26 protein-coding genes are annotated in these 22,137 nt (G+C 61.3%); 4 read left to right on the top strand and 22 right to left on the bottom strand.

Features of this window, described 5'->3' with window-relative positions:
- Nucleotides 1-15 precede the first annotated feature (15 nt).
- Nucleotides 16-987 carry a catalase family peroxidase gene (locus ACP15D_RS18405; protein ID WP_424958867.1) on the top strand — a complete coding sequence of 324 codons (972 nt, stop codon included), beginning with the start codon at nt 16-18 and terminating at the stop codon, nt 985-987.
- A 59-nt stretch (nt 988-1,046) separates the two neighbouring features.
- On the opposite strand, the gene ACP15D_RS18400 is transcribed toward ACP15D_RS18405, so the two are convergent.
- The 15 genes from ACP15D_RS18400 to ACP15D_RS18330 form a co-directional block, all read right to left on the bottom strand.
- Entirely contained in the window at nt 1,047-1,280 is a 234-nt protein-coding gene (locus ACP15D_RS18400; protein WP_424958866.1) for a hypothetical protein, read from the bottom strand.
- A 1-nt stretch (nt 1,281) separates the two neighbouring features.
- Nucleotides 1,282-1,551, bottom strand: a complete 270-nt coding sequence (locus ACP15D_RS18395; protein WP_424958865.1) for a hypothetical protein — start codon at nt 1,549-1,551, stop codon at nt 1,282-1,284.
- Between the two features lie 5 nt (nt 1,552-1,556).
- Complete coding sequence (locus ACP15D_RS18390) at nt 1,557-2,135, bottom strand: cytochrome c oxidase subunit 3 family protein (RefSeq protein WP_424958864.1); 579 nt, start codon at nt 2,133-2,135, stop codon at nt 1,557-1,559.
- Nucleotides 2,132-4,078 (bottom strand): nitric oxide reductase activation protein NorD, encoded by a 1,947-nt coding sequence (locus tag ACP15D_RS18385; protein WP_424958863.1) that lies wholly within the window; start codon nt 4,076-4,078, stop codon nt 2,132-2,134. Before ACP15D_RS18385 ends, ACP15D_RS18390 begins: the two co-directional genes overlap by 4 nt.
- Before the next feature lie 9 nt (nt 4,079-4,087).
- Nucleotides 4,088-4,894, bottom strand: coding sequence for a CbbQ/NirQ/NorQ/GpvN family protein (locus ACP15D_RS18380; RefSeq protein WP_424958862.1), 807 nt, complete (start codon nt 4,892-4,894; stop codon nt 4,088-4,090).
- Nucleotides 4,895-4,899: 5 nt separating this feature from the next.
- Nucleotides 4,900-6,270 (bottom strand): cbb3-type cytochrome c oxidase subunit I, encoded by a 1,371-nt coding sequence (locus ACP15D_RS18375; protein WP_424958861.1) that lies wholly within the window; start codon nt 6,268-6,270, stop codon nt 4,900-4,902.
- Between the two features lie 24 nt (nt 6,271-6,294).
- Nucleotides 6,295-6,747, bottom strand: coding sequence for a c-type cytochrome (locus tag ACP15D_RS18370; RefSeq protein WP_424958860.1), 453 nt, complete (start codon nt 6,745-6,747; stop codon nt 6,295-6,297).
- A 143-nt stretch (nt 6,748-6,890) separates the two neighbouring features.
- Entirely contained in the window at nt 6,891-7,586 is a 696-nt protein-coding gene (locus tag ACP15D_RS18365; protein WP_424958859.1) for a Crp/Fnr family transcriptional regulator, read from the bottom strand.
- A 103-nt stretch (nt 7,587-7,689) separates the two neighbouring features.
- Nucleotides 7,690-8,574 (bottom strand): SUMF1/EgtB/PvdO family nonheme iron enzyme, encoded by an 885-nt coding sequence (locus ACP15D_RS18360; RefSeq protein WP_424958858.1) that lies wholly within the window; start codon nt 8,572-8,574, stop codon nt 7,690-7,692.
- A gap of 113 nt (nt 8,575-8,687) precedes the next feature.
- The gene (nirK, locus tag ACP15D_RS18355) at nt 8,688-9,818 is read right to left on the bottom strand and encodes a copper-containing nitrite reductase (protein WP_424958857.1); all 1,131 of its coding nucleotides are present in this window, start codon (nt 9,816-9,818) and stop codon (nt 8,688-8,690) included.
- Nucleotides 9,819-10,027: 209 nt separating this feature from the next.
- Nucleotides 10,028-10,384, bottom strand: a complete 357-nt coding sequence (locus ACP15D_RS18350) for a hypothetical protein (protein WP_424958856.1) — start codon at nt 10,382-10,384, stop codon at nt 10,028-10,030.
- Between the two features lie 53 nt (nt 10,385-10,437).
- Nucleotides 10,438-10,956, bottom strand: a complete 519-nt coding sequence (locus ACP15D_RS18345; protein WP_424958855.1) for a DUF2478 domain-containing protein — start codon at nt 10,954-10,956, stop codon at nt 10,438-10,440.
- Between the two features lie 189 nt (nt 10,957-11,145).
- Nucleotides 11,146-12,435, bottom strand: a complete 1,290-nt coding sequence (locus tag ACP15D_RS18340; RefSeq protein WP_424958854.1) for a porin — start codon at nt 12,433-12,435, stop codon at nt 11,146-11,148.
- Complete coding sequence (locus ACP15D_RS18335) at nt 12,435-13,037, bottom strand: UbiX family flavin prenyltransferase (RefSeq protein WP_424958853.1); 603 nt, start codon at nt 13,035-13,037, stop codon at nt 12,435-12,437. The genes ACP15D_RS18340 and ACP15D_RS18335 overlap by 1 nt, the downstream gene beginning before the upstream one ends.
- Complete coding sequence (locus ACP15D_RS18330) at nt 13,034-14,560, bottom strand: UbiD family decarboxylase (RefSeq protein WP_424958852.1); 1,527 nt, start codon at nt 14,558-14,560, stop codon at nt 13,034-13,036. The genes ACP15D_RS18335 and ACP15D_RS18330 overlap by 4 nt, the downstream gene beginning before the upstream one ends.
- A gap of 99 nt (nt 14,561-14,659) precedes the next feature.
- Between ACP15D_RS18330 and ubiT the strand changes: the two genes are divergently transcribed.
- Genes ubiT through ubiV form a run of 3 tightly spaced genes read left to right on the top strand, consistent with a single transcriptional unit; the run spans nt 14,660 to nt 17,124 of the window.
- Nucleotides 14,660-15,205: a ubiquinone anaerobic biosynthesis accessory factor UbiT gene (ubiT, locus tag ACP15D_RS18325; RefSeq protein ID WP_424958851.1), complete on the top strand. Its 546-nt coding sequence runs from the start codon at nt 14,660-14,662 to the stop codon at nt 15,203-15,205.
- A gap of 25 nt (nt 15,206-15,230) precedes the next feature.
- Nucleotides 15,231-16,208: a ubiquinone anaerobic biosynthesis protein UbiU gene (ubiU, locus tag ACP15D_RS18320; protein ID WP_424959273.1), complete on the top strand. Its 978-nt coding sequence runs from the start codon at nt 15,231-15,233 to the stop codon at nt 16,206-16,208.
- Between the two features lie 13 nt (nt 16,209-16,221).
- Nucleotides 16,222-17,124 (top strand): ubiquinone anaerobic biosynthesis protein UbiV, encoded by a 903-nt coding sequence (ubiV, locus tag ACP15D_RS18315; protein WP_424958850.1) that lies wholly within the window; start codon nt 16,222-16,224, stop codon nt 17,122-17,124.
- A 45-nt stretch (nt 17,125-17,169) separates the two neighbouring features.
- Here ubiV and ACP15D_RS18310 read toward each other — a convergent pair whose 3' ends face one another.
- From ACP15D_RS18310 to ACP15D_RS18280, 7 genes are all read right to left on the bottom strand, one after another.
- Nucleotides 17,170-17,955, bottom strand: a complete 786-nt coding sequence (locus ACP15D_RS18310) for a dihydroorotate oxidase (protein WP_424958849.1) — start codon at nt 17,953-17,955, stop codon at nt 17,170-17,172.
- On the bottom strand, nt 17,952-19,025 hold the full coding sequence (gene serC / locus ACP15D_RS18305) for a 3-phosphoserine/phosphohydroxythreonine transaminase (RefSeq protein WP_424958848.1): 1,074 nt from the start codon (nt 19,023-19,025) through the stop codon (nt 17,952-17,954). The genes ACP15D_RS18310 and serC overlap by 4 nt, the downstream gene beginning before the upstream one ends.
- A gap of 12 nt (nt 19,026-19,037) precedes the next feature.
- Entirely contained in the window at nt 19,038-19,541 is a 504-nt protein-coding gene (locus tag ACP15D_RS18300; protein ID WP_424958847.1) for a urate hydroxylase PuuD, read from the bottom strand.
- A 39-nt stretch (nt 19,542-19,580) separates the two neighbouring features.
- On the bottom strand, nt 19,581-20,681 hold the full coding sequence (pqqE, locus tag ACP15D_RS18295; protein ID WP_424959272.1) for a pyrroloquinoline quinone biosynthesis protein PqqE: 1,101 nt from the start codon (nt 20,679-20,681) through the stop codon (nt 19,581-19,583).
- Nucleotides 20,682-20,691: 10 nt separating this feature from the next.
- A complete protein-coding gene (pqqD, locus tag ACP15D_RS18290) occupies nt 20,692-20,979 on the bottom strand; it encodes a pyrroloquinoline quinone biosynthesis peptide chaperone PqqD (protein WP_424958846.1) in 288 nt (95 codons plus the stop codon).
- A 43-nt stretch (nt 20,980-21,022) separates the two neighbouring features.
- Nucleotides 21,023-21,139, bottom strand: coding sequence for a pyrroloquinoline quinone precursor peptide PqqA (gene pqqA / locus ACP15D_RS18285; protein WP_424958845.1), 117 nt, complete (start codon nt 21,137-21,139; stop codon nt 21,023-21,025).
- Nucleotides 21,140-21,398: 259 nt separating this feature from the next.
- The gene (locus ACP15D_RS18280; RefSeq protein ID WP_424958844.1) at nt 21,399-22,091 is read right to left on the bottom strand and encodes a Crp/Fnr family transcriptional regulator; all 693 of its coding nucleotides are present in this window, start codon (nt 22,089-22,091) and stop codon (nt 21,399-21,401) included.
- Between the last annotated feature and the right edge of the window lie 46 nt (nt 22,092-22,137).

Raw genomic sequence — 22,137 nt, 5'->3', positions numbered from 1 at the left:
CGGGAGGAATGAGAAATGAAACTTGCCATATGGGTACAACTGCTTGCGTTCGTCACAGCGGCCTCGGCGGTGCAGGCAAATGAGGATATGCCTGAGCAGCTGATAGATGCTCTCAATGCCGTGTTCGGAAAGCATGACGTGCGGGCGAGCCACGCCAAGGGCATCTGCGTCAAGGGCGAGTTCCGACCCACTGCCACAGCGAAGGATCTGACGAAAGCCACACCGTTCGCAATGACCGTCCCAGTGCTCGGCCGTTTTTCCATAGGCGGCGGCAAGCCAAACATTCCTGACGCGACGAAAAGCGCTCCACGCGGCTTTGCTTTGCGGCTCGAGGATGCCGGTGGATCACATACCGATCTCGTTGCGATCTCCACACCAATGTTCTTTGCCAGCACACCCGATCAGATGCTGGGCTTCCTAAAGGCCAGGGCGCCAAGCGCCGACGGCAAACCAGATCAAGAGAAGATCAAGACATTCGCAGCAGCAAATCCGAACACAACCCGACAAGGAGCCTGGCTCTCAGCCCATCCGGTTCCTGCCAGCTATGCCGGCGTCAACTATTGGCCAGTCCACGCTTACACACTGACAAATGCGGACGCCAAACCGACCACAGTGAAGTTCAAGCTGACTCCCTTGGCGGGGGAAGCGGGGCTGACTGACGAGGAAGCAAAGGCCAAACCCGCAGACTTCTACAGAACGGAACTTGAGGACCGCCTGAACAAAGCGCCTGTGGAATTCTCACTTACGGCCATCATCGGAAAGGAGTCCGATCCGACCGATGATCCGTCGGCGATGTGGCCGGAGGAGAGCCGCAGAACCGCGGCGCTCGGAACAGTCTCGATCACATCAATCGCCGGCGATACGGCTTGCGATGCAACAACCTTCGATCCCGCCAATCTGGCCGAAGGAATATCCGCACCGGCTCACGATCCGATTTTCGCCGTGCGTTCACCAGCCTACGCTGTAAGTCTCTCGCGACGCCAATAGCTGCGGCAACAGGTGGGCGATGCTTGAAGGCGATGGATTGACCTCTCGGTCTGTCGCCTTCATCGTTCGCGGATGCCCTCGTGTATCCGGCGCGCGAGCCACAGTGCGGGGAAGATGCCGAATATGGACCCGATCATCCCGACGACGACAAGCCCCCGTAAGCCATAGGGCGTCATCGCTGGCACGGCCAGTGCGATAAACGCCGTGTTGATGGCGAAGGCCGGCCCCATCATCGCAAAGCAGAATAGAATCAGCCCAAGCGGAACGGTACACCGGCTATCGTTTCCAGCCACCTCACCCTCCTGATCCGATGGTGTGAAGCGCGAAACTGAGCGCAAGAAAGAGCCCGATCGCCAAGTCGAAAGAACGCCTCCAGAACAGCGAATGTTGGAGGCCGAGGTAACGCGTCAGGATCACTCGCGCCTTGAAACCCGCCAGCGCAAGCACTCCAGCTGCGATGATCGTTGCTCCTCGCCCGGTGGTGCCTGCCGTCGCCAAGACCAAGGTACCAAGGCTCAGGGCGATCAGGGCTACCCAGGCTACGATGAGGTCCCGAAGCGGCATGAGCTTCACCCCAACACATAGATGATCGGAAACAGCAGCACCCAGACGAGGTCGACGAGGTGCCAGAAGGCGACGCCTGCTTCCATGTTACGGGTGCTGTCGGCCCAGGCAACCAGTCCTAAGACAGCGATACCCGCGACGACATGAAGGGCGTGAAAGCCCGTGATGAGATAGTAGAACGTGAAGAACTGGCTCGTCTCGATGTCGATCCCGAGCGAGGCTTTACTCGCATACTCAAACGCCTTGACGATCAGAAAGACGACGCCGAGGCAGCTTGCGGCGAGAAGCCAGCAGCGCGCGGCGCTCCTTCTCCCGCTCTCTCGCGAACGAAGCGCTATCGCAGCAAAGAGGCCACTCGTCACGAGCACGAGCGTGTTGAGCGCGCCGGCGCCTTGATCGAGCAGGGCCTGATCTGCCTCAAACCTTGCCGGATCGGCAATGCGTACGGAAAGAAAGGCGATCAGCCCCGCGCCGAACACCATCAGCTCGCTCGCGATCAGCACCCACATCATCAGCTCGCCCGGCAGCTCCGACAATACATCGGAGCCGTCCACGCCGCGACGCGAGTCCTCGCTTCTGCTCATCCTTGCACCAGATGACGGTAGAGTTGCGGGAGCGCCGCCGTCAGTTTTTCAGGATCCGGGATGACGACGTATCCGCCCTTGCCGAATATCCTGCTGAGTGTCGCTTGAGATTTGCTATCGATCGTGACCCCGAAGACGGATTGCCCGCGCCGCCGCGCTTCCCGCACCGCCATGTGCGTGTCCTCGATGCCGTAGCGCCCCTCGTAGTGATCGATGTCGTTGGGCTTGCCATCGGTCAGAACAAGCAGAAGGCGCCGCTGCCGCGGCCGCTCAGCCAGCATGCTCGAGACATGGCGCAGGGCTGTCCCCAGCCGCGTGTAATGTCCGGGTCGCAGAGCTTCGATGCGTTGCTCCACGGCCGCACACATCGCCTCGTCAAAGCGCTTGCAGGATTGCACGAAGACGCGGTCGCGACGCCGAGATGAAAATGCGTCAATGGATGTGTCGTCGCCGCACGCGTCCAGCCCCCACGCAAGCGCAATCAGCGCTTCCCGCTCGATGTCGATGACTTGCCGTCCGGCAACGTAACTTTCTGTCGACCGCGAGGCGTCGAGAAGTATCGATACCGCAAGGTCACGCTCCTGGCTGCGACTATCGATATACACCCGGTCTGAATGTTCCCCTGTCGCCGCCAAGTCGACGCGAGCCGCGACTGCCGCTGATACGTCGATATCGTGTCCTTCGATCTGTCGCGTGAGCTGAACGCGCTTTGGCCGCAATGTCTCGAATTGCCTGCGCACACTGCGGATTCGGCGAGCACGGGCTTCGTCCTGCACGGATGAGATATCGCGCGGCTGCCCAACATCGCCCGTGAGAACGCGGCAGTAGTCCGGCAGATATGCCTTCGTGCGGTGGTTCCACTCGGGATAGACGTGAACGCCTGCCAGACGCTCGAACTCGGCCTCCTCGGGCGACAGGTCGAGGTGCAATTTCAGACGCGTGCGGGCACGCTGCGGCACCTGCGCAAGGCTGATCTCGTCCTGGTCGTCGGCGGCTTTCCTGGCATTCTCTTCGTCGTCGTCGTCGATGCGACGGTTGACGTTGAGTAGCTCCGCCCACGATAGAATTGCCTCGAACTTATGCAGAATGAGACTGTCTTTGCGTACAGCCTGATCGGAAGGCTTGCGCGAAGCTTTGAACGTGCCGTGCTCCGCGTCAGACGGTGTCTCGGCAGTCTCATGCGGTGCATCCTCGCGTGCGAAGTTGCGTATGCTGGTCGCCGCACGCAGGTCAGGCCACAACAGCACCGGAAGAAACGGACGGTATCCGCGCGGCGCCGTGAATCCAGAAAGATCGGCTGCTTCCCCACGAACCGCGGCTGAGACTGCGGCGGCCAGTTCATCATTGGGCGGGGGAGCGCCGAGCAAATGAAGAATGGCCGACTCGATCGCCGCCTCGGCGCGGGGGACCCGGCGCTCGGCGCGCCGCTCGCGTGTCTCGAGAGCAAGAGCCGCATGCGTCCGGCGCAATCCCGGGCACTCGGCAAGTGTGTCGCGTGTCATCCGTTGCGCGGCTTGGAGCATTCGCACGTCCGCTCTCAGCGGGTCGGACTCAGACTCCGGGCCGCGCGCAAAGACGGCGGCCGCCGAAAGCCAAAGATACAGCGCGATGTTGGCGTCGCGCGCTGGAAAGGCGGCGATGCGCTCCGGCAACCGCAGTGCCTCGCCATCGAAGCTCGGCACAGCGACACGTTCGGTATTACGCCCCAACGCGCGCCGCCACGAGAGGCGATATGTCGAGGCCTGCGGCGTCGCCACCTTGATCTCGACATCGCGCGCACCTCCAAGGCCGCGAAAGAGGACTCCCAACCGACCGCGAGTCTCATCAAGCGTTACCGCGGCGTCTAGGAACGCGCCCGGCGCATCGAGTCCGTCGACGAGCGAGTGCCACAGCTTGCCGACGCTCTCTTCAGGCTCCCACGGCTCGAATTCAACTGGAGGCATCCGATGCGCTCACCCGTAGACGGTTGAAACGAGATCACGCAAACCCTGCTTGATGTCCGCGTCGTCGCTCAGGGGCTCGATCAACGCGACCTCGACGGCACGCTCCGTCGGCATGCCGCCCTGGATCAGGCTGGCGCAGTAGACGACGAGGCGGGTCGACACCCCCTCCTCCAGATCTTGCCCCTTCAGCAATCGCAGCTTGCCTGCAAGGCGGACAAGTTGTGCGACGCGGTCGCGCGCCAGGCCGCTCTCACGCACGACGATTTCGATCTCCCGCTCGGCAGGGGGAAAATCGAAATCGATGGCTAGAAAGCGCTGCCTCGTGGAAGGCTTCAGCGTCTTCAGGATGTTCTGGTAGCCCGGGTTGTAGGAGGCGACGAGCATGAACTGCGGACCCGCCTCCAGAACCTCCCCCGTCCGCTCGATCGGCAGCATGCGGCGATCGTCCGTCAGAGGATGCAACACCACGGTCACGTCCTTGCGAGCCTCGACGACCTCGTCCAGGTAGCAGATCGCGCCTTCGCGTACAGCGCGCGTCAGCGGCCCATCTACCCATTCCGTCTCGCCACCCTTGAGCAGAAACCGCCCGATCAAGTCAGAGGCCGAGAGGTCGTCGTGGCACGCGACCGTATATAGTGGCCGACCAAGCGTCGCCGCCATGTGCGCTACAAAGCGGGTCTTTCCGCAGCCAGTCGGCCCCTTAAGCAGAAGCGGCATCTGCTTCGTGTATGCCGCCTCGAAGATGGAGCATTCATCACCCTGAGGAAGATAGAAGGGGACAGCCGTCCCCTCCTTTTCGCGTTGAAGAACTTGCATCCTGGCTACTCCGCCGGCGAGAGTTTCGTCGAGCCCGTCGCAATGATTTCTCGCCGGGGCACCAGCGTGGCGAAGATGAAGAGAACCGCACCGAGCACGACGGCGACCCCTGCTCCAAAACGCATGTAGTGGAACAGCATGATCTGGTCCTGCACATCCATGTAGGGCTGGCCCAGCACGCGCTGGAGATGCGTCTGGATGGTCCCCGCGAAGGTCAGCACGAACGTCATGAACGTCATGCCTCCCGCCATAAGCCAGAAGCTCGCCATGATGAGCACTTGGTTATAGGGGTCGCGGTTGCGCAGCATCGGGAATGCGTATGTGAAAATGGCGAGATTGAGCGAAACGTAAGCGCCGAAGAAAGCGAGGTGCCCGTGCGCCGCCGTAAGCTGCGTACCGTGTGTGTAGAAGTTGACGCCATGCAGCGTATGCATGAAGCCCCACACGCCGGCGCCGAAGAATGCCAGCGTCGTGCAGCCGAGAGACCATAGCAGTGCCGCTTTGTTGGGGTGCTCGCGCCGACCCTTCCACACCATGACGAAGCTGAATGCCATCATGAGAAAGAAGGGAACGACCTCCAGGGAGGAGAAGATCGAGCCGATCCATTGCCAGTAACCTGGCGTGCCGATCCAATAGTAGTGGTGGCCCGTGCCGAGGATCCCAGAGAACAGCGCCGTGCCGACAATGACATAGAGCCATTTCTCGACGATCTCGCGGTCTACTCCCGTGAGCTTCAGCATCAGATAGGCGAGGATCGAGGCCATGATCAACTCCCACACGCCTTCGACCCAAAGGTGCACCACGTACCACCAGTACATCTTGTCGACGCTGAGGTTTGCGGGATTGTAGAAGGCGAAAAGGAACAGCAGCGCCAGGCCCCACAATCCGATCAGGAGCACACTCGTGATTGCCGTCTTCTTGCCTGCGAGCACGGTCATCGAGATGTTGTAGAGGAACATCAGCGCCGCAACGACGATGCCCATCTTCACCCACATCGGCTGCTCGAGAAACTCCCGTCCATCTTTGCCGAGCAGGATGTTGCCGTGGAACAGGTCGAACACGTAGGTGACGACGGCGCCAAGCGTGCCCAGCACCAGAATCGCGAGCTGGTAGTAGGCGATTTTAGTCGAATAGATCTCGCGCTCTGCCTCCTCTGGAACGATAAAGTAGGCAGCGCCGAAGAAGCCGAGCAGCAGCCACACGATGAGCGCGTTGGTGTGCAGCATCCGCACGATGTTGAACGGCAGCACTTCCGACAGCGTGTTGGGCGATATGTAGATCCACCCCGCGAGCAGCCCGCCAGACACCTGTACAATAAACAGGGCGAGAGCGACGACGAAGTATGCGAGGGCGATCTTCTGAGTCTGGTATTTCATTGATTTGTTCTCCGTGCGTCGGCTTCAACCGGAATCTTTCGGTGGCCAGCCCTGGGTGTTTGTCTTGTCGGTCCAGATCAGGAAGTCTGAGAGGTCCCGTATCTCTTCGTCGGACAGGTGAAAGCGCGGCATCTGGCGGCGGCCTGGAACCCCGCTGGGCTGGGCCTCGATCCAACCTTTGAGAACCTGGAAAGCGTCGTCAGGAGAATCGACCACGCCCCAGCGGGTCATGACGTTCCCGACCTCGGGCGCGAAATACGCGCCCTCGCCGTGAATGGTGTGGCAGTTGATGCAGGCGTTGGCCTCCCACACCCGCTTGCCCCGGGCGACGGACTCCGTCAGCGGCGTTCCTGCCGTCGATTTGGTGACGACGTAGTAGTGGCTGTGGGCTGTCAGGCCGACGAAAATGAGAATGAAGAATATTGACCCGCCATAGAAGATGTTTCGGGCCATGGTCTTTGTCATGACTTCGCGCATTGTTGACTGTCTCCCGCCAATGGCCATGGGAGACGGACTCTGACGCGCAGCAGCCGGATGCACTTGACGAAAGGCAAGTGAAGCGGGGTTTCCGGGCGCCGCAGCGGAGGTAAGACGCCGCGCGCGGCGAAGCAGCGCAGGCCTCAGCCGCGCGTACCCTCGGCTAGACGCGACAACCCGTCGAGATCGCGTACGATGACCTTCTGCCGCCCGCATTCGACGAGGCCCTGGGCTTCCCACGCGCTGAGGACGCGCGAGACGGTGTGCAAGGTCGTTCCCGTCATCTCTGCGATGTCCTGCCGCGAGATCGGAAAGGCAATTTCGATCCCGCCTCCCCCTTTCCGGCCTGCCAGCAGGGAGAGCCGCAGAATCGCATGCGCGACACGCCGCTCGACCTCCTGAGTCGACATCTCTCGAATGCGCGTATGGGCGTCCTCGAGTTGCTTGCCCATGGTCTGGATGGCGCTCACGGCCGCGCGGCCGTTGCACTCAATCAGCTGTGACCAAAGTTCGCTCGGCCACACGAGGACTTCGCTTTCGATAGCCGCCTGCGCCGTGCCGGGATAGTCCGGGCGCTGCAGCGCTACGGCAAAGCCGAACAGTTCACCCGGGTGCACGACGCGAACGATGACCTGTTGCCCGTCGCCGGTCACTTGCGTAACCTTCAGTCGCCCGTTGAGAAGCAGGAAGAAGTTGTCCGCCTGCTGGGCCTGTTTGAACACGGGCTCGCCCTGAGCCACACGCCGAATCGACGCGTGGTCCAGAAACACGTCGAGGTCCGCGTCGTTCATGTCCTTGAATAGGGGGAGCGACTTGACTGTGGTTTTGTCGATTTTCACGACCAGCGCCCTCACGTGGCAGGCCGTAAATCTATCATGATGAAGGTACAGGTCCAAAGCTCGAGCACAGCGCCCCGACGTGCTCTGGCGTCGCGCCCCTCAGCTAACGGAACGCTTTCAACAGCGGTTCGTACCACCGGCCGTCCTTGACCAGACGGAACCCGAGATTCTCCGGAGGCGCACCGACGGCGCATCCGCCACCTTTTGGATTGCGAATGAAGGAGACCATCGCCGCGCGGTGTTCGCCCGACACGAACTGCACTCCGCATGGCGAAGTATCGGCTTGCTCGGTAGCGCCTGCAATAACGCGACGGTAGCAGGTCGTAGTCCATTCCCAGACGTTGCCTCCGAAGTCGGCCAGTCCGAACTCGTTTTCCCCGAAATGCCCCCTTTGCTTCGGCACCGGATCACGGGCCGCTCCGCGCGCCGTCTCTCTACGATACCTCTCCAACCACCGAACCGCCGGATTCGGACTATCGGTCCCCAATGCATCATCCGGAAACCGCGAACCGGCAGCGAATGCAAGCTCACTATCCGTCGGGAGCCGCCACGCCTCGCCCGTTTGCCGGCTGAGCCAATTCGCATAGGCTTGCGCGTCCTCAAGGCTAACCCCCGTCACAGGAACATCGACCTTCCCTGACGGCAAATGCTCCGGTTCCGGCTGCGGGCAAGCGCCATCAGCCACGCAGCGGTCGTATTCGCCCCTAGAGACTTGATACTTCATGATCGTAAGGGAAGGAGTGCCGGAAATAGCAAGCAGCGGCGCATCTACCGCATATCCGTCTCGCGTGTACTCGCCCGGAGCGCGGTAATTATATGTACGCGACGCAACCGTGACTGTCTCCGGCGTACTGACAGCAACGCCTTCCGAAGCGTGGTTGATGACGCCAGATCTCAGCGCCAGCCCGCCGGCAATCAGGACCACCAGCAGCGATGGAGCGGCGATCAACGCTAGCGTGGCATCCGGCCGAGACAATAGCGAAGCCATGTGGGCCCCTTTACCCGATATAATGGCAACCTTGAGTGCAGCCGCCCGTGGGAGCGGCGCGGTCGAAAGAGCGCGCTACGGTTTCGCCACAGCAGCGCGCCCCTTGATGGCCCCTAGCTTCCGCCCGGAGGAACCACCGACGTCATCAGGTCGTTGTCCCAGTCGCCGGTCACGGTGAAATGCGCTGCCGCTCCGAGTTCAAACGCTTCGATCAGATTGTGATTGACGTACGCGTAGATACCCGGTTGTGCGAAGGTGTAGTAGGCCGCGCCTGCCGTGCCGCCGGGGATGAACCACGTCTCCTGATCAACGTCCGGCGGCGTGCGGAACTTTCCAGTCGGCCACACATAGTCACCGTGACCGCCGATCAGGTGCGGACGCGTGTCGCGGTTTGCCTGCGAGTGAACGACAAGGACCTTCTCGCCAACAGACGCCTTCAGCGCATTATTGCCGGTAAGCGCGCCCACCGCCCCATTGAACACGACGTGTGTTGGCGTCAGCGTGCGCATTACTGCGAGCGTGTCCTCATACGCATCCGCCGCTGATTCATACTTCTTGAAGTCGCCCTTCTCGTCCCGCGGAATGTAGAAGTCTTGCTCCCCCACGTAGTAGACGCGATCGTAGGGAAGCTCCTTGCCCTTGCCGTCGGTCAGCCCTTCGCGCGGCAACACCATGATGGCGCCGTTCATCCCTGCCGTCACGTGCCACGGAACCATTCCAGGAGGCGCGCAATGGTAGACGAACACACCGGCCTTGGTCGCCTTGAAGCGCAGCACTGTCCTCTCACCGGGATTGATGAGCGTGAGACCAGCACCTCCCAATGCGCCGGTCGCCGCATGGAAATCAATGTTGTGCGGCATTGTGTTGGTAGCCGGATTAATCAGCGTCAGCTCGACGTAGTCGTCCTGATGTACGACCATCAACGGCCCTGGCACTGAGCCGTTGAATGTCATGGCATTTACTTCCGTGCCCTTGTCATCGATGATGATCTTCTTCTCCTCGATCGCCATCGTGAACTCGACGATCTTCGGCGCACCGGCGGCCTTCTGTGAATGAGCGTGAACGAGCGGCGGCTTCACCAGCTCGACTTTTACGCGCTCCAACGCGCTGGCGTCCGGAAGCTTTCCGGGTACCGCTGCGTGCTCGGCATGAAGTGACGTCACGCCAACCAGGACCATCGCAACCGCTCCGGCGGCAACGCTGCCCAAATTTGGGCGACGCGCCATCTTGGTCCGTTCAGCCATTGGCCAATCTCCTCCGCAATATGACGAGCCACACCCGTCTTATTTTTTTGATTATAGGAGAGTTGGTCGCACGCTCTTTGCTGTGAAGCAAATAAGCCAATTGCGCAGATGCGTCAAATTGGCGGGTTTTCGCCTATAGAATGAAAGGCGCGGCTCCATCATTTCTTCTTAGACGATATTACCATGCCATGCTGCGCAATCGGCTGCATCTAGGCATCTTCCGCTTTTGCCGTCGCCGCTTGGCGAATTGATTTTGCTGCGCCTCTTGCAGCCGCGCCGACCTCGTCGAACAGCATCGCCATTTCCTCAAATACGCTCTCGTCCGCCTCGAATTCGGTGATGTCGTCTAAATCGGCAAGAAACCCCAATTGCGCATAGATCCAGTCTCTTTGTCGACGTCCCTGCGCCAATGCGTCCCTCAATTCGCGTCGGGATTCGAAATTTGAGAAGCGGTCGAGAGCGCCGTCCAGCGTCTCGCGACATTCACAATCGAGGTGAAGCGACGAAAGAATGCGCCGCAGCCTATTTAGAAGGTCGCCGGGCTGGTTCGTCGAACGAGCGCGCATTTGGCATCTCCTTCAAGCGGCCATGCCAGCCGACCTCGCAGCGCAGCGACGCACTAATGGCAAACCGATATCTGCGTCATGCACCACTGCACCACGACATCAAGCTGCATTGGCAGCAGTTGTAAGTCCTCACCCACGAACTCGCGCCAGGATTCTACATGTGCCCGGTTGAGCCCGACGACAGCCGGGACATCAAGCAGCACCGCTTGTTCGATCAGCGCCCGAAAGCCACGCCCCTCGGCTTCCTGCTTCCCGAAGCGATTCACGATAACGAGATCGGTCGCGGGGCTGATCGAGGATGCCGCCAAGCCGACGCTTTCCTCCAGGGCACTGGAATCGAGCCGACAGCCGCTCGCAAGCAAGCCCCTGTCCTGGGAAGCCTTGATCACTCGGCGCGTGGCCAGATCCTCGAGGACGATGTCGCAGCGGTTTCTGTTCTCGACAGTGGGGTTAGACTGTATCGCACCCGCAAGGGTCAGGCCTTTCTCTCGCAGCTTGGTTGCAACCTCTGCGATCAACGTATCGACGCTGCGGCTCTGCGTTCCGTCATAGAGAATCGCAGCAATTCTCATCGTGGTTCTCCGCATGGCACTTCTCGACGCCGCTTATGGCGGAAACAGGAGAACCCGCTCGCGCGAGGATCCGATCCGAGAAAGGAATTAGGAACGTGTTTGCCGACCGGCCGACTTGCCTTCGGTTAAGCGAGGCTGCGACACGCGGTCTAATCGGAGGTGCCAATGGGCGTCTCGCGTCGACGTCGCTCAAAAGTTAATGAGCGAGCCGACACTGACGTAGCGGAAGGGATCGATGCCCCCGAGACCGCCACCCGTGATGTCGACCTCCTGCTGGCGGTATCGAACCCACATCGACATCGACGCCGCATCGATCTCCTGCACGGCGCCAAAACCCCAGCGCGAGAACTCGCTATCGGTGGCTCCGGCCTTGAGGGCGGCCGGCGAAAGTTGGTCCTCGTACTGCGCGTATTCTCCGTAGAGGACCGTATGACCCAACGGAAGCCATTGGCACCTAATACCACTCTTTACGTACCACTGGTGGGTATCGGGCTCGGTGAAGCCGGCCAGCGTGTCAGCGCCATGATTGTCCTCGGTGCCGTATATGGCATGCAAGAACAGGCCCGTCGCCAGATGCTGGAGATAGCCGCCGGCCTGGAAGAAGCTTGAATCCTTGTGCAGCGATATAGGCGGGGGTTGCGTGTTCTCATCCGTGTTGACCGAGTAGCCGACGCCCAGCGAGACCTTGAAGCCGCCAACTTCACCCAAGTAGCGGCCGGCCACTTCCCAGTCGTCATCCTCGCCATAGCTCGCTGCCACGGAGAACCCGGCAACGGTCGGACTGTCATAGCGTACGCCGTTCATGACGATGCCATCACAGTCGCCGCCCCACGGCCGTTGCTGCGAATAGCAGTAGCCGAAGTCGCCCCAGCGCAGCTTCAGGAGCTCGCCGCCCTGCCGGAGGAAAAAGGCATTGCCGTCGAAGAGTACATAGTTGGCGATGACCTGCGTGCCGGATAGATCGGTGAACATCGCCGCGCTCTTCGATGCGAGCGCGTTCCTACCCACTGCAAGCTTCCCTAGCTCATCGCTGGCGAGATACCAGTAGTTCATCTGCACATTAAGTCCGGGCCCCGACACCGCGGTTGACTGATCGAGGGCCATTGGATTGCTCGACAGGTCCTGGATGCGCATCAGGTAGCCTGCTGACCATCCTTGCGCGATCTTCGCGCTGCCCATGAAGCGGAAGTTCGTAGCCTGTGTCGGCCCCATGTCGGTGATATAGGCGTCCTGCTCCACTCCGTCGTCCCAATACATGACCTGCTTGGTGACGTATCCCGTGACGGAGAGGCTGACTGCGCGATTGCCCTTTCTCGCCGTTGTCGATTCGAGCTCGGCGATGCGGCTCTCCAAGTCCGCGCAGCATGCGTCTCCGATTTCCGCCGCTGAAACAGTCGAGACCGGGCAGAGCACGGCGAAAATCGGGAGGAGCAATCCAATAAAGACGGCCGAGCCAATGAATCTCATCTTCCATACCATCAGTCGCATCTCCGGCCGCTAATGCGTTTCAAACCCGCCCATGGCGATGACAACCGCGGCGCCTCAAGTCCGAGCACATCGATGGTGCGGCGAGCAATCTGGTCGATAATGTCTGTCGCCGAGTGCGGAGCAAGATAGAAGCTCGGGATCGCGGGAGCGACGATCGCCCCACATTCGGTAGCAGCGATCATCGAGCGAAGGTGCCCAAGATGCAGCGGGCTCTCGCGCGCGACGAGCACCAAGCGCCGCCGTTCCTTGAGGTGGACATCCGCCGCGCGCGTCAAGAGGTTGTCCCCGATGCCGGTGGCGATGCAGGACAAGCTCCGCATCGAGCACGGCGCAACGATCATGCCGGCGGTAGCGAAGGAGCCGCTTGCGATGGGCGCGCCAATGTCGCGCACGTCATGCCGGCAGGCCACGCTCTCTTCGAGGCGCTGCAGCGCGTCGCTTCCTACCTCGTGCGCAAGTGTCTGCTCGCCTGCCGGTGAGACCACGAGGTGCACCTCTGCATTGCCCAGTGTCCGCAGCAGCTCGGCAACGCGCACCGCAATCCCTGCCCCTGAGGCCCCACTAATGCCTAGAACGACGCGATAGCCGGTCATCTCGCGTACGCGCCTCCCTTGATACCACCGGCGCGAAGTCCGAGCCGAGGCCACAGCGCATCGATGCGCTGACCTACGTCAGAGGTCATCGACAGTTTTCGCCCCCACTCTCGCCCCGTCTCGGCGCCAATCTTGTTCGTGGCATCGAGACCAAGCTTGCCGCCGACCCCTTCGCCAGGCGAAGCGAAATCGAGATAGTCGATCGGCGTGTTTTGAGTGAGCATCGCGTCGCGCGAGGGGTCCATGCGCGTTGCGAGCGCCCACGAGACATCACTCCAGTCACGCACATTTATGTCCTCATCGACAACAATGATGAGCTTCGTATAGGAGAACTGCGGCAGCATTCCCCAGAGCCCCATCATGACGCGGCGTGCCTGTCCCGCGTAGCGCTTGCGAATCGAGACGACGGCGATTCGATACGAACAGGCATCGGGAGGGAACCAGCAGTCGACGACCTCTGGCAACTGCCGTTGCAGGATCGGTACGAACAGCTCGTTGAGCACTTCGCCTATAATCGATGGCTCGTCGGGAGGTCTGCCCGTGAAGGTCGACACGTAAATCGGCGCTTCGCGTGTCGTAATGGCGGTGATACGCATCACTGGAAACTCCGCGACAGAGTTGTAGTAGCCCGTATGATCGCCGTAGGGGCCCTCGGGGGCAGTCTCTCTCGCGGAGACCAGTCCTTCGATCACGATCTCCGCGTCGGCTGGAACCATGAGCGGGACCGTGAGACAACGCGCCAGCCGCGGCCGCTCTCCGCGTAGTATCCCGGAGAAGCCGAGTTCCGACATGCCATCTGGAAGGGGAAGTACTGCCGACAGCATCGTCGCTGGATCAGCGCCGACGACGACGGCAATGGGCATATCTTGTCCTGCTGTAGCCCAGAGCCGATGGTGGGCCGCGCCCCCGCGATGCGGCAGCCAGCGTACGATGGCGCGGTCACTATCGAGCACCTGCATGCGGTAGACGCCCATATTGAGAGCGTGATCTGCCCCATCACCAGGAGGCTTGGTGATGACGAGGGGCCACGTGATCAACGGCGCCGGCTCGCCCGGCCAACACGTTTGGATCGGCAGCTGTCCAAGATCGATATCTCCTCCCTTGTGCACACGTTGCTGCACCGGTGGATGCGTGACGCTTACAGGCAGCGTGGCGTAAGCCGCCTTGAGAAGCGGCCAGCGACGGAGCGCTCCGCCGAACCCGTTGATCGGCTTCGCGTCACGTAGTGCAGCGAGGCTTTCGCCCAGCGCCGGGATATTGTCCCTTTCCACTCCGAGCCCCCAGGCCACGCGCGAAATGGTGCCGAACAGATTGACCACGACTGGAATATCCGACACGCATCCGTCAGCGCGCAAAGCCTGATCGAACCGAAGCGCGGCCCCACCTGCCTCCAACACCCGCCGGTGGATTTCGGTCATCTCGTGCACGGTGGAAACCTGCGCGCGCACGTCCGCCAGCTGGTGGTTCAAATCGAGATAGCTCAGAAACGCGCGTAGGTCGCGAAATCGCGGCAGGTCGCGCATCACGGTCCCCTATGGTTGCAGCGCGACTATCGCCATCCATTCGTCGACTGTCTTGATTTCGGTTAGGCCGCCGCATGCACCTTGTCCTAGACCTCCCGCATGATCGATCACGCACAGACCTCACCGCACAGACTGCCAGCGGTTGCCAGCTGGGTACTGCGCCCTCTGCCCCTCCTCCCACTTCGTCTCGTTCTTGTGGGGCTCGCAGCAAGCATCACGGCCCGGCACCCGGAGTTGCACGAGCGGCTCGAGGCATACCACGGGCGCAGCATCGGCATCGAGCCAACGGATGCACCGTTTGCGGTTCTCATTGAGACCAGCCAGAACAGCATCGCATTGCGCGTCGAACGGCGGCTTGCGCAAGACGGCTTTGTCGCCGCAATACGCGGACCGCTCCTTGCGCTATTGGGGCTTCTCGACGGGTCTTATGACGGAGATGCACTCTTCTTCTCTCGCGACATCTCCATCGACGGCGACGTTGGCGCGATATTGGCTCTGCGCAACGCCGTCGACGATGCGCAGATCAATCTCCACAAGGAGTTCTCAGCGTGCTTCGGCCCGCTCGCGGCCGCTATCCTCGGCGCCGCCAAGAGACAGCTTGAATCACTGTCGGGGACTTGGTCGCGCAGGCAGATGACGAGGTAGCACCGTGAGCTCATCCGCCCGGTCTTTGGACCTCGTCTGCCCGGCAGGAACACCGGCCGCTCTCCGCGCCGCCGTCGAAGCCGGCGCAGACGCCGTCTACTGCGGCTTTCGCGATGAAACCAACGCGCGCAATTTCCCGGGCCTTAACTTCAGCCGCGACGAGCTGCGCCAAGCTGTCCCATTTGCTCACCGCAGTGGTGTCAAAGTCCTCCTCGCCATCAATACCTTTCCTCGCGCCGGTGATTCCGGCCCATGGATGCGTGCTGTCGACGACGCCGCCGCTCTTGGCGTCGATGCCGTCATTCTCGCAGACCTAGGGCTCCTGGCATACGCTGCGAAGAAGCACCCCACGCTTCGGCTGCATCTCTCTGTCCAGGCTGGCGCCGCCAACACCGAGGCGATTGCCTTTTATGTGGAGGCGTTCGCCGTCAAACGCGTGGTGCTTCCACGGGTGTTGAGTGTGCCAGAGATCGCCCGCATGACGAGCGCCGCGCCTTGCGAGACCGAAGTGTTCGTGTTCGGCGGCTTGTGCGTGATGGAGGAGGGACGATGCTCCCTCTCTTCCTACGCGAGCGGGAAGTCGCCCAACATGGATGGCGTCTGCTCCCCCGCAAGCCACGTCAGCTACCTGGAAGACGACGGCACGCTCGTCTCGCGTCTCGGCGATTTCACCATCAACCGCGTGCCGGCTGGGCAGTCAGTGGGCTATCCGACACTCTGCAAGGGACGCTTCAAGACCAGGTTCGGCACAGGTCACATCTTCGAGGATCCGGTCAGCCTCGATGCGCGGCCGCTTCTGCCCGCGCTGCTCGATGCCGGCGTGAAGGCGCTGAAGATCGAGGGCCGACAGCGCGGGCGCGCGTATGTCGGCGCCGTCGTCCAGGCCTTCCGCCAAACGCTCGACGCGCTCGCACGCGGCGAGCCCGAGCCCTCCAATACTCTTGGCGGTCTTACCGAGGGCCAGAGCGCGACCTGCGGCGGATACCTCAAGACTTGGCGTTAGCCGGTGCATGCCTATGAACCCCGCACGAACCACCCTGACACTTGGCCCTGTACTCTTCAACTGGCCCGCAGAACAGTGGCGCGATTTCTACTATCGCATTGCGGACGAGGCGCCGGTCGACCACGTCAGCGTCGGCGAGGTCGTATGCTCGCGCCGTCAGCCTCTTCTTGGAGAGCAGGTCGCCGACGTCATCGAGCGCCTGGAGCGGGGCGGGAAAACCGTACTGCTGAGCTCCCTCGCACTGCCGACCTTGGAGCGCGAGTTGCGTTCCGACGGACAGCTTCGCGCCGCGCCGTACCTGGTCGAAGCCAACGATGTCTCGATGTTGCGCTTGCTCGCCCCGACCCCGCACGCCATCGGTCCCCTGGTGAATGTCTACAACGAGCATACCGCGCAGTTCCTAGCCTCGCGCGGCGCCACACGCATCTGCCTGCCACCTGAGCTGCCCAAACAATCGATTGCCGCCATCGCCGGCGCAATGACAACGGCTGCCATCGAAGTCTGGGGGTTTGGCCGCTCGCCGCTTGCCATATCGGCACGCTGCTATCATGCGCGCCTCAATGGGCGCAGCAAAGACTCGTGCCAATTCGCCTGCGATCAGGACCCGGACGGCCTTGAGGTTACGACGCTCGACGAGCAGAAATTTCTCGCAGTAAATGGAGTCCAGACACTTTCGCACACCTACTGTTGCCTGATCGAGGAGGCGGTTCAGCTGGCCGAACTAGGGGTTTCCGCGCTCCGACTTTCGCCGCACACTTTCGACATGATCGCCATCGCTCACCTTTTCAGGCAGGTTCTCGATGGCAGTATCGACGCCGGCGCCGCAATCTCGCAGGTCAGGAGCCTGTGCCCCGGCGCTGACCTCTCCAACGGCTTCGTCCACGGCGACATCGGCGCGCGTTTCGTGATCGCGTGAGAAACGCCGGTTGCAGTCATCGGAGCAGGCCACGACACCGGCGCGCTAGCGCATTCTCTCAAGATCGCCGAGGATCTGTCTCGCAACGCGGGGTCCGTCTCGGACGAACGTCGTATAGATCTGTACTAGCGACGCCCCAGCCGACATCCGGTCTCTGACGTCCGCGGCGGACACAATGCCCCCGACCGCGATCACGGTTCCTCCGCCTAAGTACTTTCGAGCTGCTGTAATCTGAGACAGCGAATCCGAGACCAGGATAACTCCTGAAAGCTTCAGATCGCGGGCCAAAGTGAGCGCCACGGGGAGGCCCTCATCAGCACCGTAGGGGACTTTGACGAGCAGCGGAACGTGACGCCCGGTCGAACGCGAAAGGCTGTGCCAGCGGAACGCGATTTGCTCCAGCAGCAATTCAATTCCAGCAGTATTCCCGTCGCGCAATGTGAAGGGAGAGCTAAGGTTGGCGACTATGTAGTCGGCTCGCGGCCACACCTTGGAGAATGTCGCGACGTAGTCGTCGACCACGTGGCGCCCGACACCCTGCCTCCCGCTGCCTATGTTCACGCCCACGCATACGTCTAAGAGCGAGGCTCGCAGAAGAGACCGATAGGCACTGCAACGCGTGACGGTGCCGACTTCGATATGTCCAAATCCGAGTGCCGCCAGGTCCGAGAGTCGCCTTCCCGTGCGATCGAACCCTGCAGCAAGCCCCAGAGGATTTCTGAAATGCAGTCCCATAGCCTGCGACGGAAGCACCACGGGTATGTCGACGGCGGTGAGCACGTCCGGGAGCCCGGCCGACTCCGCCACGAATTTGGCCCCGGGATCGTTCATCCGTTGCGTCTCATAAAGTTCGTCATGAACTCCAACAGCCCATCAACCGCTTCGTCCGCAGTGGAGTTATAGAAAGATGCTCGCAGCCCGCCGACGCGCTTATGCCCCCGAAGATGGAGGAGACCAAGAGCCTCAGCCTCGTGCGCGAACGACTCTTCAAGCTCTGGGTCGGGCAACCGAAAGCAGACGTTCACCCGCGACCGAGCGTCGGGCGCTGCATCGCAACGGTAAAAGCCGCTACCATCGATGATGCTGTAGAGGTTGGCGCTCCTCTCCTGGCTGCGCAAGAAGGCCGTCGAGATTCCTCCCCCCTCGACGAGCCAGCGAAGCATGCGCGCGGCCACCAGGATGGCCAACATAGGTGGAGTGTTGACCTTTGATCTGGCCGCAGTCTGTCGTGCAAGGTCGAATGGCGCCGGGATTCCGCCGCTAGATCCGCGAACCAGAAGGTCCGCACGCACGATGACAATCGTCAAGCCCGAGGCACCGAGGGACTTCAGCGCACTGGCATAGACCAGCCCCAACTGTTCGACTGGAATGGGACGGGTTAGAAAATCACCCGTCATGTCGACAACGAGAGGCGCCTTCCCTCCTTGGGGGAATTCGTGGAACTGAAGGCCGTCCGCCGATTCATTGCTGGTGAAATGGCAATAGGCCGCGTCAGAGTTCCGCCGCCACTCATCAAAATTGGGCACGCGACCCGCTGCTCCGCTGGCAATGACGCGTACATCCCACCAGGAAGCCGCCTCCTCGATCGCTCTGCGGGACCAGTAACCGCTCTCGACATAGTCGCAGTGCCATCCCACGCGGGCGAGGTTCATCGGCACCAAGGCGAACTGAGCGGTGGCGCCTCCCTGGAGGAACAGGATTTTGTGCGACCGCGGAATCTCGATCAGCGAACGCAAATCGCTTTCAGCTGATTCGAGTATCTCTGCGAATTCGTCGCCGGTGAATGGAAGCTCGAGCGCGGAGACACCGCAGCCTTTCCACTCGCGCACGTCCTCCGCAACTTGTTTCTTCACCTCCGGCGGGATTGGACAAGGTCCGGCTGCAAAGCTGAAGCGCTTCATTTCCGCCTCGCTTCAGGGGCTCCAGCCGCCATGTGCGCCCAACACCATCAGCGTCAAGGTCGCGACCGACAAAACCGTGTTGAATCGCGACGACAGGAAAGTAATGCGCGAGCACCGCAACCGCTCTGCTGTCGGCGCCTCGACGAAGCCAAGAACCTTTTTCTGATGCGGCCACAGGATGAGCCATAGGTTGAGCACCATCAGCGTACCTATCCACGCACCGAGGCCGATGACGGCCGATGGCCCCGAAAGCGTCGCCGCTTCCAAAAGATCCCCGCGCCTCCACAATAGAAAGACGCCTGTTGCCCACACGACGAGCGACGCATGTCTGAAGATCCCGTGCTCCCGCTTAGAAGCGCCTATGAAGACACTGCGTACGGCTTCAGGTGGATCGCCCGGCAAGACACCGCGATACACGGGCGTCTGCACCACGTTGACCCAGTTGTGGCCCACCCAGATGATCGCCCCGGCGATGTGCAGCAGGCGTGCCGCCGGATCGAGAAGCGTCAGGTCCATTGATGTTCTCCAACCCGCGGCGATAGGCGTCGGCGCCACTCACGTCGCATCAGCCGGCGGCGCAATTCCGCGTCGGCGCATGACGAGATTCTGGTGCTGTGGTTCACCGCGCTTCTGCGTACAGCTGATCAGCCCGTCGATGACGTCGCGGTGCGGAGACTTGGAACAAACCGGATCGGTATTGGTCGCGTCGCCAGTGAAAAGGTAGGCCTGGCACCGGCAGCCACCGAAATCCTTTTCCTTCTCATTGCAACTTCGGCACGGCTCCTTCATCCATCCGTCGCCCCGGAACGCGTTGAAACTCGGCGACTGGTTCCATATCCACTCCAACGAGTGCTCGCGCACACTCGCAAACTCGATACTTTTGATGAGCCTTGCTTCCTGGCACGGCAGCGCGGTCCCGTCCGGCGCGATCGTTAGGTGGATCGCCCCCCATCCGTTCATGCAGGCCTTCGGCCGATTGTCATAATAGTCGGGGACGACGAAGAAGATCGTAAGCCGCTTTCCGAGGCGCTCGCGTGCGGCCTTCACTGCTGCCTCCGACCTAGCAAGCTGCTCACGCGTCGGCAGTAGCTCGGCACGATTGAGCAAGGCCCAGTTGTAGTACTGAAGGTTTGCGAACTCGAGGTACTCCACGCCGAGCTCCGCAGCGAGATCTATAAGATGCTCGGTCTGGTCGATATTGTACCGGCTGACGGGCACGTTGAGCACCATGGGCAGCCCCTCGGCCTTTATTGCCCGCGCAATCTCCACCTTGTGCGCAAACACGTCGACGCCGACCAGCTTCTCGTTGAGTTCCTGGTCGCAAGCCTGGATGCTGAGCTGGACCTGCTTCAGTCCTGCCTTCTTGAGGTCGCGCAAACGTTTCGTATTGAGGCCGACACCCGAAGTAATCAGGTTGGTATAGTAGCCAAGCCGATCCGCCTCTTCGACGAGTTCCTCCAGGTCGTTCCGCAGCATCGGCTCGCCACCTGTGAAACCGAGCTGTAGCGATCCCAGCTTCCGACCCTGCCGCAACACGTCCTTCCACTCCTCTGTGGTTAGCTCGTTGCGATAACGATCGAAATCGACTGGATTACTGCACCAGGGACATTTCAGGGGACACTTGTAAGTTAGCTCGAGTACCAGCCACAACGGCATGCCAAGGCCGTCAAGACTTAACCCGGACCCAGCCTTTGGCATGGGCCACCTCCAGGAATTTCAGGACATCTTTGCCGAGATTGGCGCCGGCGAACACATAAGAAAGCTCCGCCGCGATGGCCGCGATTGATCGTCCGTCCGTGCACCGCTCGATGATCGTAGCCGCAGTCTCGTTGAGCTTCACAATACCTTCCGGGTAGAGGAGCACATGGGCTTGCTGCGGTTCTTCCCAGCGAAGGTGGAAGTTCGGATTGAGTTCGACCACGTCCTCGGGCCGCAGCCGCCTGTCAGTCTCCATGTGCTCCTCCCCGAGCAGGGCCTCCGGGCCCCGTCTCATGGCATCAGCGAACGTAGACGTAGGCCGTCACCTCGAAGCCAAGGCGCACATCGCAATACGCGGGCTCAACCCACTTCTTGGTGGCTGCGCCGCCGTACGTTGCGGGCTCTAGATACCTCATGGACTTTCCTCCTATTGTTTCGCGGTGCGGGCATGCACCAGCGGTCACGGACTATCGCGGTCGTGAGACATCGCTCGGTTGACTTTTGTTAAGGGGGATTGCCGGCGTCGGCGCGCATAACACTTGCGGCTCTCGCTGTCGTGATCGACAGAAAGCCGGCCGGCTCCGCGCGCTCGTTTGCCCCACGCGCTGCGCGGAGCCCGCACGGCTCCAACGCGATCACCGACGTTCACACCGTTTTGATCAGAGACCTAAGCAGCTAGGACTCGTCGTCCTCGGCGTATTCCACCAGTGTTAAAAGCCGTCCCACATCATCGATTCGGACGACCTCGCGATCGACGGTGACGCCGTACGAACGCAGATGGCCCAGGGCACGCGAGAAGCTCTCGGGCTTCATGCCCAGGCGATTAGCTAGTAGACTTTTCTCAAAAGGCAGCTCAACGACGGCCGCCCCTTCCCGAGTGGGCGCAATCCTGATCAGGAAGTCGGCAATCCGCTGCGGTGCCGACCTGACCTTGATCTGTTCGATCTGCTCCACCAGCATCTTCAACTGGTAGGATGCCGATGCGAGCATCGACATCGCGAGTTCTGGCCGATCGCGGATTCGCAAGCGAAATGCCTCGCCGTCAATCTTCAGCAGGCGTGAAGGCGCAACAGTCTCCGCACTGGCCGGGTAACGGCCGCCGAGGAACATCGCGGCCTCGGCAAAGGCCTCCCCTCGCTTGAATACGTGCAGCACGACCTCGAGTCCGTCAGCGGTCGTGCGATAGAGCTTTACCCATCCGTCGAGGATGATGAAGAAAGCCGACGCCGGCTCTCCCTGATGGAAAAGCATCGCCCCCTTTTCATAGACGCGCGGTATCGCTCTGCCGACCAGCGTTTCCGACATCTCAGACGATAGTCCTCGAAACAGCGGCGTAGCCGCAATGATCTCGTTGTCGATGGCGTTCATCTTGTGCGCCCTCCCGCGGGCTCTAAGCAGCCCCACTCTGACGCTT

This window comes from Hyphomicrobium sp. 1Nfss2.1 (genome assembly GCF_965243865.1).
Classification (GTDB): Bacteria; Pseudomonadota; Alphaproteobacteria; order Rhizobiales; family Hyphomicrobiaceae; genus Hyphomicrobium_A.
The sequence above is the reverse complement of the archived record's forward strand: the minus strand, read 5'-3'. Positions and strand labels throughout refer to the sequence as shown.